At 66.9% G+C, this 14,649-nt stretch carries 11 protein-coding genes; all 11 read right to left on the bottom strand.

All coding sequences use genetic code 11. The features are described from left to right. Positions 1–59 precede the first annotated feature (59 nt). A complete protein-coding gene (locus E0L17_RS10595) occupies positions 60–200 on the bottom strand; it encodes a rubredoxin (RefSeq protein ID WP_075278935.1) in 141 nt (46 codons plus the stop codon). Positions 201–291: 91 nt separating this feature from the next. After that, positions 292–804 carry a flavin reductase family protein gene (locus tag E0L17_RS10600; protein WP_167931194.1) on the bottom strand — a complete coding sequence of 171 codons (513 nt, stop codon included), beginning with the start codon at positions 802–804 and terminating at the stop codon, positions 292–294. 46 nt (positions 805–850) lie between these two features. Continuing rightward, the gene (gene smpB, locus E0L17_RS10605) at positions 851–1,363 is read right to left on the bottom strand and encodes an SsrA-binding protein SmpB (protein WP_167931195.1); all 513 of its coding nucleotides are present in this window, start codon (positions 1,361–1,363) and stop codon (positions 851–853) included. Further along, positions 1,350–2,207, bottom strand: a complete 858-nt coding sequence (locus E0L17_RS10610) for a tetratricopeptide repeat protein (protein ID WP_167931196.1) — start codon at positions 2,205–2,207, stop codon at positions 1,350–1,352. The genes smpB and E0L17_RS10610 overlap by 14 nt, the downstream gene beginning before the upstream one ends. Positions 2,208–2,261: 54 nt before the next feature. Further along, entirely contained in the window at positions 2,262–4,334 is a 2,073-nt protein-coding gene (gene rnr, locus E0L17_RS10615; RefSeq protein ID WP_167931197.1) for a ribonuclease R, read from the bottom strand. Positions 4,335–4,504: 170 nt separating this feature from the next. Continuing rightward, entirely contained in the window at positions 4,505–5,431 is a 927-nt protein-coding gene (gene ftsX / locus E0L17_RS10620; protein ID WP_167931198.1) for a permease-like cell division protein FtsX, read from the bottom strand. Continuing rightward, a complete protein-coding gene (gene ftsE / locus E0L17_RS10625; RefSeq protein ID WP_167931199.1) occupies positions 5,418–6,428 on the bottom strand; it encodes a cell division ATP-binding protein FtsE in 1,011 nt (336 codons plus the stop codon). Before ftsE ends, ftsX begins: the two co-directional genes overlap by 14 nt. 140 nt (positions 6,429–6,568) lie before the next feature. Next, positions 6,569–7,444, bottom strand: a complete 876-nt coding sequence (locus tag E0L17_RS10630) for a YitT family protein (protein WP_167931200.1) — start codon at positions 7,442–7,444, stop codon at positions 6,569–6,571. Beyond that, positions 7,441–8,559 carry a peptide chain release factor 2 gene (prfB, locus tag E0L17_RS10635; protein ID WP_167931201.1) on the bottom strand — a complete coding sequence of 373 codons (1,119 nt, stop codon included), beginning with the start codon at positions 8,557–8,559 and terminating at the stop codon, positions 7,441–7,443. The genes E0L17_RS10630 and prfB overlap by 4 nt, the downstream gene beginning before the upstream one ends. Continuing rightward, entirely contained in the window at positions 8,559–11,417 is a 2,859-nt protein-coding gene (gene secA, locus E0L17_RS10640) for a preprotein translocase subunit SecA (RefSeq protein WP_167931202.1), read from the bottom strand. The genes prfB and secA overlap by 1 nt, the downstream gene beginning before the upstream one ends. Before the next feature lie 114 nt (positions 11,418–11,531). Beyond that, positions 11,532–14,138, bottom strand: coding sequence for an AfsR/SARP family transcriptional regulator (locus E0L17_RS10645; RefSeq protein ID WP_167931203.1), 2,607 nt, complete (start codon positions 14,136–14,138; stop codon positions 11,532–11,534). Positions 14,139–14,649 lie beyond the last annotated feature (511 nt).

The following is a 14,649-nucleotide window of genomic DNA, read 5'->3' on the forward strand; positions in this document are numbered from 1 at the left end:
TAGGCAAAAGGGGCGGCCCTCCGCAGAGGGCCGCCCCGCCGTCACACCGTGCTCGGACGTTACTCCTCGACGAGCTCAAACAGGTCGGGGCCGACGCCGCAGACCTCGCAGACGAAGTCCTCAGGCAGCTCGGGGGTGTCAACGGTGACCTCCCAGCCGCAGACGGTGCAGCGGAACGTGTACTTCTTCTCATCTGCCATGGTGCTCTCCTCTCACTTGGTCCAACGTGCCCTGCCGAAATGCTATCACAACGGTGGCGTTTCTCGCCCCGCGTTGCGCCAGATGGGATGACTAGCTCAGCCCCTCCACGTAGGAGGAGGCCTTCGCCGGGGTCTTTCCCTTCAGCGTGCCGTGGTAATACGCGTACGTCATGGGCGGCTCGCCGGAGAGGTTCCCCGCGTCGACGACCCGACCGACGAAGGTGAGGTGCGTCCCCACGTCCGTGGTCTGCACGACATCGCATGCGACGTAGGAACAGACGTGCTCGGCGGGATACGGGTCGCCGGTCGACGCCACGGCGCTCTGAATGCCCTCGAACTTGTCGAAGTCCGCCGAGCTCCTGAAGCCGAAGCGCCCGATGAAGGGCATGTCGGCCGACTCGTCGAGCACGGCGAGCGCAAAGTGACCCGCGCGCTCGATGGCGCCGCAGGTGAAGTTCTCCTTGTTCACCGTCACCGAGACCTGGAGCGGCTCGGCGGTCACCTGCAGCCCCGTGTTCACGAGGCACGCACCCGCCCGCTCACCGTCGTCGGCCGAGACCACGTAGAGGCCCGACGAGAACTTGAACAGTGCCGTTGCGTCCATTCCCACTCCTCTCCGACGATGCGGGGGGACAGCCCCCTCACATCATTTACCGGTTGAGCTCCTTGAGGGCGCGGGCGATCTCGCGGTCGGAGTCGCGCCGCGCCATGTCTGCCCGCTTGTCGTAGAGCTTCTTTCCGCGCGCGAGGCCGATGGCCAGCTTCACGCGGTTGCGCTCGTCAAAATAGATCTCCAGCGGCACCAGCGCAAGCCCCTTCTGCCGGAGCTTCGCGTCAAGGTAGTCGATCTGGCGGCGATGCAGGAGCAGCCGCCGCTTGCGGTCCGGGTCCACGTTCCAGACGCCGCCGTTGGAGTAGGGGTGGATGTGCACGCCATGCAGCCACGCCTCGCGCCCGCGAATGAGGCAGAAGGCGTCCGTAAGCTGGCACGCGCGCTCGCGCAGGCTCTTCACCTCGGTGCCCGTGAGCTCGATGCCCGCCTCGAAGGTCTCGTCGATGAAGTACTCGTGATAGGCGGATCGGTTCTTGGCGATGGTCTTCTTCCCCGGCTTGGCCTGACGCTCCGCCTTCGCCGCCTGGCGCAGCACCTTACTCTTCGCCATCGGCGGCCCCCTCGGCGGCGTCGCTCTCGCGGATGAGCTCGAGAAGGGCCTTCGCGGCGGCCTCTCCCACGAGGTCGCGCGCCCGGAGCGTAAGGTTCGCCGCCACGTCGCGCGCCCCCGCGACGGCCGCGTCGCTCGCGCACATGAGCAGGCAGACCGCGATGTCCGCGTTGGCCCCGTCGGGAAGGCCCTCCGCGGCGAGAAGCGCCTCGACCTCGTCGTCTGAGACGAGGTCCGGGTCGCGCTCGGTGCCGGCAGCCTGGTCGAGGGCCGCATCGACGGACGAGTCGCGCACGTCCAGGGCGCGGGCCGCATGCAGGGCCGCGGCCGCGGTGCGCGGCTTCTCGGACGCCTGGAACCAGCCGGAGAAGTTCACGAAGGCACGCGCGAGGTGGCGCGCGTCGCTCGCCCGCTCGAATACGCTGTAGGTGAGCGCCAGATACTCCTGCATGTCCCCCGCAACGCGATAGAGGTCGGCGAGGTTCAGGCGCGACCCGCAGTCCATGGGGTTCCAGCGGATGGCGCTCTTGAGGGCGGACATCGCGGCATCGTAGTCCCCCGCGTGCACGTTGGCGAGGGCCAGGTCCCCATAGAGTCGGTCGAGCGGCTCGCCCACGTCACGCAGCTCGCGCGGGTCCTTCTCGACGCGCCGGTATGCGAGGCGCTCGAAGAGCGTGGGGAAGCTGAACCACTGGACCTCGTCGGTGGTGGGGCAGTTCTTGTCGACGTACTCCTCGGCATCCTCGGCAAGGCGGGCGAGAAGCTCGGCCGCTCGCTCGGGCTGGCCCTGGAGCATGAGCCCCTCCGCCCGCTCGAGCTCGTCCGTCATCTCTGTCTGGATCATATGACCTCCTCGCGGCAGCGGCCGCGCACGCATGCTAGGTGGTTAGTCTTCCCATTATCGCCCACCGCCAACGCGGGGGCGCCGAGGGTCCCGCGGGCGGTCCCCTTCCGAGGCGAGCACGAAGTCGATCTGCCCCCGCGCCACGTTGACGTCCGCGACCCTCACCGTCACGGGCCTGCCGAGACGCCACACCTCCCCGGACTCCTCCCCCGTGAGCGTGAGGCGGGCCTCGTCGTAGGCAAACCACTCCTGGCCGAGCGCCCGGACGGGGAGGAGCCCCTCGGCACGGGTATCGTCCAAGGTCACGAACACGCCGTAGCGCTCGCAGCCCGAGACCGCGCCGCGCGCGACCTCGCCCACGCGCCCCGAGAAGAGCTCGGCCATCTTGACCTTCTGCGACGCGCGCTCGGCCCCGTCGGCCGCCCGCTCGCGCTCGGAGCAGGCCTGGCAGAGCTGCGGGAGCGCCGCCGCCTGATCGCGCATCTCGGGCCCCTGCGCCCGCCCCGCGAGGAGGGCCTTGAGCGCACGGTGCACGAGCACGTCGGGGTAGCGTCTGATCGGCGACGTGAAGTGGCAGTACGCTGCGGCCCCAAGCGCGTAGTGCCCGTCGTTGTGGGGGAGGTAGACGGCCTTGCGCTGCGCTCTCAGCAGAAGGGCGCTCGTCGCCGCCTCCGCCTCGGTCCCCGACGCTCGCCCGAGCGCCTCCTGAAGCGCGCGCGGCTCGCCCGCGAGCAGGCCCGCCGTAAGCCCCCCGTCAAGGACGCCAAGCTCGCGCAGGGGCTGAACGCAGGCCTTGAGGTCGTCGGGCGCCGGCGGCTCGTGCACGCGGAAGGCGGCGGGCACGTCCTTCTCGGCGAGCATCTTGGCCACGCACTCGTTCGCCACGAGCATGGCCTCCTCGATGAGGCCCGTCGCGCGCGTGCGCCGCCGCACGGAGACCCCCGTGGGGCGGCCCTGGGCATCGAGCGTCACCTTCGCCTCCACCGTGGGGAAGTCGATGGCGCCGCGATCCCGGCGCACCCGCTCACGCAGCGCGCGGATCTCGTCGAGCGTGCCGAGAAGAACGTCGACCTCGGCGGCGCGCCCGGGCGCGCAGGGAAGCTCCCCCGGGCCGGAGCGGCCGTCGAGAAGGGCGTCGACCTCGTCATAGCTCAGCCGGGCCGACGACCTGATGGCAGACGCCATCGCCCGGGCGGAGACGACTCTGCCCCGGGCGTCCAGGCGGGCGACGACGGACATCGTGAGGCGGTCCTCCCCAGGCCGCAGCGAGCACACGTCGTTGGAGAGGCGCTCTGGCAGCATGGGTATGACGCGGTCCGCGAGATACGCCGAGCACCCGCGTGCGCGCGCCTCGTTGTCCACCGTGTCACCCGCGCTCACGTAGTGCGTGACGTCGGCGATGTGAACCCCGAGCTCGTAGCCTCCTCCCGTGAGGCGCCGGGCGCTCACGGCGTCGTCGAAGTCGCGCGCGTCGGCTGGGTCGACGGTCACGCAGAGCTCGCCGCGCAGGTCGCGGCGGCGAGGGCTGCGGGCCAGCTCCTCGTCGACGCGCGCCTCAATCCTCTCGGCGGCCGCAAGGACGGACGGGGGGAAGTCGCCGGGCAGGCCGAAGGAGGCGATCACCGACTCCATGTTGAGGTCAACCTCGTCGGACGACCCCACGCGACGCTCGACGGTCACCACTGCGGCGCTCTTCCGCGTGGGGTACTCGGTGACTCTCGCCATCACCACGTCGCCGGGGGCGACGCCGAGCCGGCCAGGGCTCGGGTCCTCGGGCACCACGAAGAAGTCATGCCCCAGCCGCGCGTCGAGAGGGACCACCGCGCCAAGCGGCCCGGCGAGCTCGAAGCGTCCGAGGAAGGTCTGCGTCGCGCGGGTCACCACGGAGCGAACGACGGCGCGCGGGGCACGGTTGCGGGCGCTCACGATCGCGACCTCGACCTCGTCCCCGTTCATGGCCTCACGCTGACCATGGCGCACGAGCTCGAATGAGCCCTCCTGGGTCTCGACCCTCGCCACGCCCGGCCTTGATACCACGAGCCGGCCCGTGAGCGTCTGATGCCGCTCGCGCGGCCCGCCCGAACGCCCTCGCCGCCTGCTCCCGCGGTGCACCCGCTTCCGGCCCATACGCCCCCTTCCCAAACAATCTTTCCCCCCAGCATATCTCACAGCCGCAATCCCGGCGGTTAGGTCCCTGGAGCCCAAACGCCGGAAGCCCCCGCCCTTCCGTGCAGAGGTTCCGCGAAGCGCACCTCTGCGCGAAGGGCGGGGGCTCCCCAGCCGCGCGATTGGCCGTCCTAGACCTTCAGGTAACGTCCCATCGCGATGGCCGATCCGAACAGGCCGATCAGCACGCCGATGCCCAGCAGGCTGGCGTACGTGAGGTAGAGCGTCATCGGAGGAATCTCGAACGAGAGGAACGAGAGGTTCTCGGCAAGCGCGGGCAGGAGGGTGTGAACGCCCGCGGCAAGCGCCGCGATGGCGAGAAGGGCGCCGAGAATGGCCTCGATCGTGCCCTCCATGATGAACGGCCCGCGAATGAAGCCGTTGGAGGCACCGACGAGGCGCATGATGCCGATCTCGCGGCGACGCGCCGTGATGGCGAGGCGAATCGTGTTGTTGATGAACACGAAGGCCACGAAGGTGAGCAGCGCCACGAGCGCGGCGGCGGCGATGCGGATGTACACCGAGACGCTGAAGAGACGCTCGACGGTCCCCTGGCCGTACTGGACGTCGCCCGCGGGGTTCTCGGGGTCGTCGCAGATGGACGCGAAGTCCGGGTCATCCATGATGCGCTCGGCCGTGGACTGGACCTGCGAGGGGTCCACCATCCTGATCACGAGGGAGGCGGGAAGCGGGTTCTCGCCGTCAAGGGCGGTCACCGCATCGGCGGCGTTGCGGTTGGACATGGAGGTGCGGAACTCCTCGAGCGCCTGGTCCTTCGTCTTGTACTCGACGGACTCGACGTTGTCCCATCCCTCGATGGCCTCGCGATACGCGTCGACGGCCGACTGGTCGGCGTCATCGGAGATGAACGCCTGAATCGTGACCTGGTCCTCGACGCCGCCGAGCATGCTGTCAACGAGCACGGTGGCGACGACGAACAGGCCGATGATGAACAGGGACAGGAAGATGGTAACGACGGCGCCGAGCACCGTGGTCCAGTTGCGCCGGAAGTGGTGGCCGCACTCGCGCAGCGAGTAGCCGAAGTTAGAGGGCACCATAGTAGCCGTAGCCTCCCCTCTCCTGGTCGCGGACGATGTGGCCGGCCTCCAGGGCGATGACGCGCTTGCGCATGGAGTCGACCATCTCGCGGTCGTGGGTCGCCATGACGACGGTGGTGCCGGCACGGTTGATGCGGTCGAGCAGCTTCATGATGCCGAGCGAGATCGCCGGGTCGAGGTTGCCGGTCGGCTCGTCGCAGACGAGCAGCGGCGGGCGGTTGACCATGGCTCGAGCGACGGACACGCGCTGCTGCTCGCCGCCGGAGAGCTGGTCGGGGAAGTGCTTCATGCGCTCGCCGAGACCGACGAGACGCAGCACCTCGGGAACCTGGGCCCTGATGACGGACTTGGGCTTGCCGATGCACTCGAGGGCGAAGGCGACGTTCTCGTAGACGGTCTTGTCCGGGAGCAGCTTGAAGTCCTGGTAGACGGTGCCGATCTGACGACGAAGATACGGGACCTTGCGGTTGCGCATCTTGGTGAGGTCCTGGCCGGCAACGATTACCTGCCCCTTGGAGGCGCGCAGCTCGCGCGTGATGAGGCGCAGGAGGGACGACTTGCCAGACCCCGAGTGGCCGACGACGAAGACGAACTCGCCGGGATAGATGTCGAGGCTCACGTCGTCGAGTGCGGGCTTGTTGGGCTGGGCCGGGTAGATGAGTGTGACGTTTTTGAACGACACGGTGGGGGTGCCGGTGCGGGAGACCGCCGGCGCGTCGTCGTCCGCAAGGGGGGCGAACACGCTGGTGAACCCGGGCTGCTCGGCGGGGTCCGCGGGCTCCGCCGCGGTGACCACGTGAACGGCCTCGAGCGGCTGGGCCTCGGGCTCGGACGAAACGACGTCCTCCTCCTGGCTGACGCCGCCCGCCGCAAGGAAGGCGCCGGTGTCCTCGGGCGACGCGGGCGTCGCCTGAGAAGCCTCGTCGGGAACGCTCACGAAGTCGAGCGGCTCGCCCTCCGACCCCTGTCGCTCAGTGCTGCGAAAGTGACTGGCCACAGAAGCTCCTTTTCTTGTGCTATCAATGGACAAATACGCACATAGTCTAGCAAAGGGGCAGCTCGGTTCCGAGATTCAACGAGAAGCCCCAACATAAAGCAGAACCTCCCCACACGCACGTCAACGCTGCGTCGTCGGGGTCAGCCCTCGATCCTCTTGAAGCCCTCCCCAAAGACCTCGTGCACCTCGGAGATGATCACGATGGCCTCCGGGTCTATCTCGGCGACGATCTGCTTGAGGCGCATGCTCTCGGAGCGGCCGAGCACGCAGAGAAGGACGGGCCGGCTGTTCCCGCTCCACACCCCGCGGGCCTGCAGCTCGGTGCACCCACGGTTGAGCGTGTAGAGGATCTCGTTGGCGATCTGGGCGTGCTCGGTCGAGATGATGTAGGCCGCGCGGGCGCTGCGGGGGCCGTCGACAACGGCATCGATGACCTTGCCGCAGATGAACATCGCCACTGCCGCATAGAGCGCCTGCTCCACCGAGAACACCGTCGCGGAGAAGGCGATGATGACGCCGTCGACGATGATGACGGCGGTCCCCATCGGCATCCCCGTCTTTCTCGCCAGAATCTGGGAGACGATGTCGGTGCCCCCGGTATTGCCCCCGCTCCGGAAGACGAGGCCGAGGCCGGCGCCGGTGATGACCCCGCCCCAGAGGGCGCAGAGGAGCAGGTCGCTCTCGCCGACGCTCGCCGGGAGGAAGGGGACGAGCGCGTCGGTGAGGACGCCGCACGCGACGATCCCCGCCACGGTGCGCACGATGTAGCCCCTATCGCCCGAGCGAACGACGAGCGTCATGAGCAGGGCGTTCATGACGATGGTCTGAAGGCCGACGGGAAGGTAGAAGCCGAGCGAGTCGGCGATGGCGGAAAACACCGTCGCAAGGCCGGTCACGCCGCCCGCGGCAAGCCCGTGGGGGATCTCGAAGATGTCAACGCCGACGGCGAACACGAACGAGCCCGTGATGATGAGGGCCGCGTCGCGCAGCGCCACGCGCCAGGGGATGCGGCTCACGACGCGTCACCCTCGCCGCCCACCACCCAGCGGTGGTAGCCGACGACGAAGTCGTCGAGGTCCCCGTCATCGAGCACGGACTCGACGTTGCCCGTCTCCACGCCGGTCCGCAGGTCCTTGACGAGCTGGTAGGGATAGAGGACATAGCTTCTGATCTGGTTGCCAAAGCCGATGTCTCTCTTGGGGCCGCGCAGCTCGTCGAGCTCCTCGGCGCGACGAGCGATCTCCATCTCGTAGAGGCGGCTCCTGAGGACGCTCATGGCAAAGGCCTTGTTCTGGAGCTGGCTGCGCTCGTTCTGGCAGGTGACCACGATGCCCGTGGGGAGGTGCGTGATGCGCACGGCCGAGTCGGTGGTGTTGACGCCCTGGCCGCCGTGACCCGACGCATGGTACACGTCAATGCGCAGGTCGTTAGGGTCAATCTCAACCTCGATGTCATCAGGCAGGACGGGAAGCACCTCCACGCCGGCAAAGGTGGTCTGACGGCGCTTCTTAGCGTCGGTGGGCGAGATGCGAACGAGGCGATGGACGCCCTGCTCGGCGCGGAGCATCCCGTAGGCGTTCTTCCCGCTCACGGTGAACGTCGCGCGGTCAAGCCCGATGGCCTCGCCGGGCACGGCGTCGTTGACGGTGACCTTCCAGCCTCGGCGGTCGCAGTAGCGCTGGTACATGCGGAAGAGCATCTCGCACCAGTCCTGCGCCTCGAGACCGCCCTGTCCCGGGGTGATGGTCACGATGGCGTCGCCGTGGTCGAGCTCGTCGGTGAACCAGCTCGAGAGCTCGAGCCCCGAGAGGTCCTGCTCCAGGGAGGAGGCGAGCTCGGCAGACTCGGCGAGAAGGTCGCCGTCCCCGGTCTCGTTGCCCAGGTCGTACGCGGCGATGGCGTCATCGAGCTTCGCCCTGGCCGCCTCCATGCCCGAGACGTCATCCCGGGCCGCGGAGAGCTGCCCCATCACCGCCCGAGCGCCCTCGGCGTCATCCCAGAAGCCGGGCTCGGCGCTTCTCGCCTCGAGCTCGGCGATCTTGTTCCTCTTCTCGTCGAGACGCAGGTAGCCCTCGACCTCCTCGAGCCTCGCGGCGAGGGCCTCGAAGTTCGACTTGGCAGCGTCGGCCACTAGCGGTTCCTCCCGTGGCAGTTCTTGAACTTCTTTCCGCTACCGCACGGGCAGGGGTCGTTGCGCCCCACGCCCACGTAGGGATCGGGGTCGTCGGACTTGCGGTACGTCCGGGGCTTCGACGCTGCGGGCGCGGCCGCACGCGCCGGGGCGGCGTGGCGGGGTGCGGGCACGCGGCGTGCGCCCTGGTCGCCGTCAACCTCGCTCGGGCCGGAATAGTGCGCGCCACGCAGCTCGGCGGGCTCCTCGTCCGCGGGGGCCGCCTGCGGGGCGGCAGGCTGGCGAACGACGACCTCGATGCGCAGAATGGTGCGCAGGAAGTCCTCGTACATCGTGTTGACGAGCTCAGTGAAGGCGGCGTAGGCCTCGCTCTTGTACTCGACGAGCGGGTCTCTCTGGCCAAAGCCGCGAAGCCCGATGCCCGTCTTGAGGTAGTCCATCTCCTGGAGGTACGCCATCCAGCGCGTGTCGATCACGCGGAGCATGACCTGCGCCGAGAGCGCGTGCATCGCCTCGCTGCCGAGCCGCTCGGCCTTCTCGGCGAAGCACCCGTCCACGAACTGGTCGACGAGCTCGATGACCTCCCCCTCGCTCTCGCACCCGGACGCGTCGGGGACGTCCTTCCTGCCGGTGAGCTCGCTCAGCCACGAGCCGAACCCCTCCAGGTCCCAGTCCTCGCGCTTGGCGCTCTCGGGGCAGTAGGTCGCAACTTCGCGCTGGACGGTGTCGTAGGTGACCTCGTCGATGCGCTCCATCAGGTCCTTTCCGTCGAGGATCTTGTTGCGCTCCTCGTAGATGACCTGACGCTGGGTGTTCATGACGTTATCGTAGTCGAGGACGTTCTTGCGCATCGCAAAGTTGACTTCCTCGACCTTGCGCTGGGCGCTCTCGACGGCCTTCGTGACCATCTTCGCCTGGATGGGCATGTCGTCGGGCATGTCATAGCGCTGCATCATCGCAGAGATCTTGTCCATGCGATCCCCGCCGAACAGGCGCATGAGGTCATCCTCGAGAGAGAGGTAGAACTGCGTCTCACCGGGGTCGCCCTGACGGCCGGAGCGGCCGCGCAGCTGGTTGTCGATGCGTCGGCTCTCGTGACGCTCGGTTCCGATGACGCACAGGCCGCCTGCGGCGCGAACGTGCTCCTTCTCCACCTCGCAGCGCTCCTTGGCGGCCTTGAGCGCCTTCTCGTACTCCCCGGCGATGGCGAGAAGAACCTCGCGCTCCACCTCGATTCCCTGCTTGGCAAGCCCCTCCGCGGTAAGCCGGCGCGGGTCGCCGGCGGCGAGGATGCTCTTCACGACGTCCTGCTCGACGCCGAAATCGAGCGCGAGCACGGCCTCCTCGGCCAGCTCGTCGGGATTGCCGCCAAGCAGGATGTCCGTGCCACGGCCTGCCATGTTCGTCGCGATGGTGACGGCCCCCTCGCGGCCCGCCTGGGCGACGATCTGAGCCTCGCGCTCGTGATACTTCGCGTTGAGCACGTTGTGCTTGATCCCGCGCTTGTCGAGGATGCGAGAGAGCTTCTCGGAGTTCTCGATGGAGACCGTGCCCACGAGGCAGGGCTGACCGTTCGCGTGACGCTCGGCGACATCGTCCGCAACCGCCTTGAACTTCGCCTCGACCGTGCGGTAGACGAGGTCGTCGTGATCCTTGCGGATGACCGGCTTGTTGGGCGGAATGACCTGTACGGGTATGTGGTAGACCTCGCGGAACTCAGCGTCCTCGGTCATGGCCGTTCCCGTCATGCCCGAGAGCTTGTCGTACATGAGGAAGTAGTTCTGGAGGGTGATGGTGGCGAGCGTCTGGTTCTCCTCGCGGACGATGACGCCTTCCTTCGCCTCGATGGCCTGATGGAGGCCCTCGGAGTAGCGCCTTCCCTCCATGATGCGACCCGTGAACTCGTCGACGATCTTGACCTCGCCGTCCACGACCACGTACTGCTGGTCGCGATGGAACATGTACTCCGCCTTGAGGGCCTGCTGCAGGTGGTTGACGAGCTGGCCGGAGACGTCTGCGTAGATGTCGTCCACGCCAAGGGCGCGCTCGACCTTCTTGAGGCCGTCATCGGTCGTGGCGATGGTGTGCTTCGCCTCGTCCATCGTGAAGTCGACGTCGGGAATGAGCCCGCGGACCGCACGCGCGAAGTCCTTGTAGGTACTCGCCGACTTGGTCCCCGCCCCCGAGATGATGAGCGGGGTACGCGCCTCGTCGATGAGGATGGAGTCGGCCTCGTCGACGATGGCGTAGTGGTGACCGCGCTGGACCCTCATGCCCGGGCGCGTGACCATGTTGTCGCGGAGGTAGTCGAAGCCGAACTCCGAGTTCGTGCCATACGTCACGTCAGCGGCGTAGGCGGGCTTCTTGAGGTTGAGGCGCATGCCGTTCTGCAGAAGGCCGACGCTCATGCCCAGATAGCGATAGATCTGGCCCATCCACTCGCTGTCTCGGCGCGCGAGGTAGTCGTTCACGGTCACGATGTGGACGCCCTTGCCGGGGATGGCGTTGAGATAGCCCGCGAGCGTCGAGACGAGGGTCTTTCCCTCGCCCGTCTTCATCTCGGCGATGGTGCCGCGATGCAGGGCTATGCCGCCGATGATCTGGACGTCGAAGTGCCTGAGGCCGGTCGTGCGTCGGGACGCCTCGCGAACCGCCGCAAACGCCTCGGGGAGCAGGTCGTCGAGCGACTCCCCCTGCTCATAGCGCTCACGGAAGGCGGCGGTGCACCCGCGGAGCTCCTCCTCGCTCATCGCCTCGAACCTGGGCTCCAGGTCGTTGACGCGGCCCGTGATGCGCTCGAACTCCTTCAGCTCTCGGTCGGAGCCGATGGAGAGCAGCTTTGTGAGAAAGTTAGGCATGAGACTCCCTGCTAGTTTCGGGGGGCAATTCCCCCTGCACACTCACCTTCAACACTTTACCCATCGGCATGCTGGCCGACGTCCACGGCATGACCCTCTCACCAAAAGCGCACCTCATGATGCGCAACTTCGCTCTCTGAAGGACACCTCCACGCTGCTCTCCCCACCAAGGCGCCTCCCCTGCTCCTCGGCCATTCCGGCGACCCTTCGCAGCAGGCGGGAGGGAGGTCGATTGGCGGCCTGCATGAGCCTGCGGGCGTAGCGCTGGTACTGCCGGTCTGCCTCGACGTTTCTCCCGCTCGCCCTCAGGGCCCGGACCATGGACACGATGGCGTCCTCGCGCATGTCGTCGGACGACAGCGCGTTCATCGCGAGGCGCGTGGCGGTACGCTTCTTGCCCAGGCGCAGAGCGGCGTCCGAGCCCGCCACCATCGCGTCCCCATACAGCCTCCTCAGCTCGTCCCTCGTCGCCATGACGTAGCCGGTGGCGTCCACGGGCGGCACATAGAGATCTCCCGCGTAGAGCCGCTCCGCACGCCGGGCCATCGCAACGGCGCGGGCGTCGTCGCTCGTGTCCGCCGCCTCCCGCGCGCAGGCCCGGAACTCGTCGACGTCGCATCTGATGAGCCCCATGTCCAGCGACACCGCCTTCGTCGCACGGCTCAGCACAAAGGGGTCAAGGTCGCTGTCGATTTTCGCGATTGCCGCCCGCAGCGTGCTCGTTGCCTGGTAGGCACGATTGAACCCCATGCCATAGTCGGCCTCGGGCCACACCTGCTCAACAAGCTGATAGCGCTTCGCCGTAGCACCGCGCCGCAACAGGAGGTACTCGAGCATGGACTTCGCATTCCTATGTTCCAGCTCGCCATCGGGAACCCTCTGCCCGCGCACCGTCACGGAGAAGCCTCCCAGAAGCCGTATCTCAATCGGGGCCTCGTACTCGTGCCGAGACGTCCCCGCATCAGACCTCGCGTTGACGCCCGACACCTCTCGACCCCCGAGCGCCTCAGCTCTCCACCTTGGCCGCGCGACGAGCAGGGCGTGCCTCCAGGCGAGCGGCAGCATCTCGTCGAGACGGGCAGACAGCGCCCCCATTCCCTCGCTTAGGACAAGGAGCAGCCAGACGGCATCTCGCGGGGGCTCCATGTCCTCCCCCTCGTCGAAGAGCACCACGTCCTCCTCAACGAGCATGGCCGCGCGCACAAGGGCGCTCGCCCTCCCCAGGTCGTCTTGCAGGCCGTCGTCCCGCCCCGCACGCGGCGGCTCGCCCAGCAGAAAGCGGGCCACCTCGCCAAGCAGGGTTGCAACGCGGGCGATATATCCCAGGCCCGCTCCGCTTGCAACCGCCGCGGCCAGCTCGGCCCTGACGCTCGCGCGCGCAAGGGCCCTCCTGCGCAGATCTATCACCGTGCCGCCGACCAACGAAAGCACTTGCACCAGCCGGTCACCCGCCCGCTCGGCGCGGGAAACGAGCTGCTCGACCTCCGGATAGGAGGCCTCATCCGACAAGACGACGGCCTTGATCACCTCGAGGCAGCTCGTATAGCCCTCGAGCCCCGCAAGCTCCGGGGCTGACAGAACGTCAATCGCGCTCTCGACTGAGTGTCCGCTCGCAGCAGACGCGTCGCAGAGAAGAACCCGCGCGATCTCGGCGTCAATCGTCAGCAGCGCCTCGGATACGCTGTGCCCCCTGTCGTCGCACGGGTTTGCGATGAGCAGTCGTGTCGCTGCCGATAATCTCCCCTCGGCCATGAGGTCGCACACCTCACGATGAACGAGAAGCCGTCTTCCAAGGGCATCGAGCCCGTCAAGCGAGAAGGACGCGCCGGAGCGCCTCGCCCCAAGGGCCCTTCGCGCCTCCGCAAAGAGCGAGAGGTCAAGAAGCTCTGCGGAAGCGTCGTCCGCTACGGCGACGCCGGCAGCCTCGGCCGGCATAGTCCGCTCCCCCAGAGCACTTACGGCAGCGTCCAGCAGATGGATGTGCCCCTCGGCAAGCTCCAGATCGGGATAGGGGGCGAGCTCGCATGCTGCCGACCTCACGGCATCGACCGCGCCGGCATCGAGAAACGAGGATGCGTGAAGGAGTAGAAGGCCCTTTCTTCTGTGAGCGCCCGGCAGCTCAAGCAGGCTTGCGACACGGCCATATCTGCCGTAAGCGGCAAGGATCCCAATGGCGGCATCACAGATGTCCGGGAAGAGGGCACAGGCCGCGTTCAGATGAGGCCGGCAGACCTCGAGAAGTTTGTCATCAGCGTCGAGCGGGCAGGAGAAGGACCCCGTTGATACACCAATCTCAAAGAAGGGGGCATTGCTTCTCAGCCCCTCGAGAATCTCTTTGGGAACGCAGCCTGCCGCGCTTTCAAGATCAGCATTTGAGCCATGACCCAAAAGCAGCATCGCGAGCCTCATCCTAAGCTCATCGTCACTCAGGGTAAGGCGGAGCGACTTTCCCACAAGTTCCTGAAGCGCATCAAGGTAGGAAGTGCATTTAAGCGGGTTTGGTCTCACTGGCCCCGAATTCAGGGGAAGGGCGCTGACAAGCGACGGAACTCCCCTCGTGTATCGTCTCAGCCAATATGAGAAGTCTCCGGACTCGACTTCAGTGACGGTCCTGACCACAAGATCAGAGGCAGTGACGCAAGAGCACTCCGGAAGGGCGTCAAGCAGCTGAGACCCCTCAGGGGGAAGCGAGAAAACCGTGTGGACTCCTGCCTCCCACATTCTTTTCAGCGCACGCGCCTGACGTCGCACGCACGACTCGTCAGAGGGCGGAAGCTCGTCAAATGCGACCAGACTCGGCTCGGGACGACGAGAGGACTCGCGGGCCACCCGGACGATGAGCGCAGAGGCGGACTCTGAGTCCCTTGTTGAAAGATCGTGACGAGAGATCCTTAGGCCATCTTTCGAGGCGGTGCGAATCAGTCGCGTGATGAGGTTGCGCCGCCCCATTCCAGGCTCGGCGCATATGCCGATCATCCGCGTTCTCCTGCCGCCATCAAATAGCAGGCTCGCCAGACAATCGAGTGCGTCACCGGATTCTGCGTCGCGATTCTGAGTCGTCTCCAAACCAGGGTCTTTAGGCAAAGAAATCATTGGCCCTCCAGCAAGCTCGATAACGGATAGTCGTTAACATCGCATGCTGAAAATACCATTAAAGGTAGTTGCCGTAATCTAATAATTGTCGTCAATAAATGAAAACGCAGAAAGCAAGCCGTCAGCTAAGTGTCAGAGA

The organism is Olsenella sp. SW781, assembly GCF_012027725.1.
In the GTDB taxonomy this organism is placed as follows: domain Bacteria; phylum Actinomycetota; class Coriobacteriia; order Coriobacteriales; family Atopobiaceae; genus Thermophilibacter.

What these genes read in the sequence shown, in the direction of transcription:
- E0L17_RS10595 (WP_075278935.1), bottom strand. Translation starts at nt 200, where the DNA reads ATGGCAGATGAGAAGAAGTACACGTTCCGCTGCACCGTCTGCGGCTGG.
- E0L17_RS10600 (WP_167931194.1), bottom strand. Translation starts at nt 804, where the DNA reads ATGGACGCAACGGCACTGTTCAAGTTCTCGTCGGGCCTCTACGTGGTC.
- smpB (WP_167931195.1), bottom strand. Translation starts at nt 1,363, where the DNA reads ATGGCGAAGAGTAAGGTGCTGCGCCAGGCGGCGAAGGCGGAGCGTCAG.
- E0L17_RS10610 (WP_167931196.1), bottom strand. Translation starts at nt 2,207, where the DNA reads ATGATCCAGACAGAGATGACGGACGAGCTCGAGCGGGCGGAGGGGCTC.
- rnr (WP_167931197.1), bottom strand. Translation starts at nt 4,334, where the DNA reads ATGGGCCGGAAGCGGGTGCACCGCGGGAGCAGGCGGCGAGGGCGTTCG.
- ftsX (WP_167931198.1), bottom strand. Translation starts at nt 5,431, where the DNA reads ATGGTGCCCTCTAACTTCGGCTACTCGCTGCGCGAGTGCGGCCACCAC.
- secA (WP_167931202.1), bottom strand. Translation starts at nt 11,417, where the DNA reads ATGCCTAACTTTCTCACAAAGCTGCTCTCCATCGGCTCCGACCGAGAG.
- E0L17_RS10645 (WP_167931203.1), bottom strand. Translation starts at nt 14,138, where the DNA reads ATGTGGGAGGCAGGAGTCCACACGGTTTTCTCGCTTCCCCCTGAGGGG.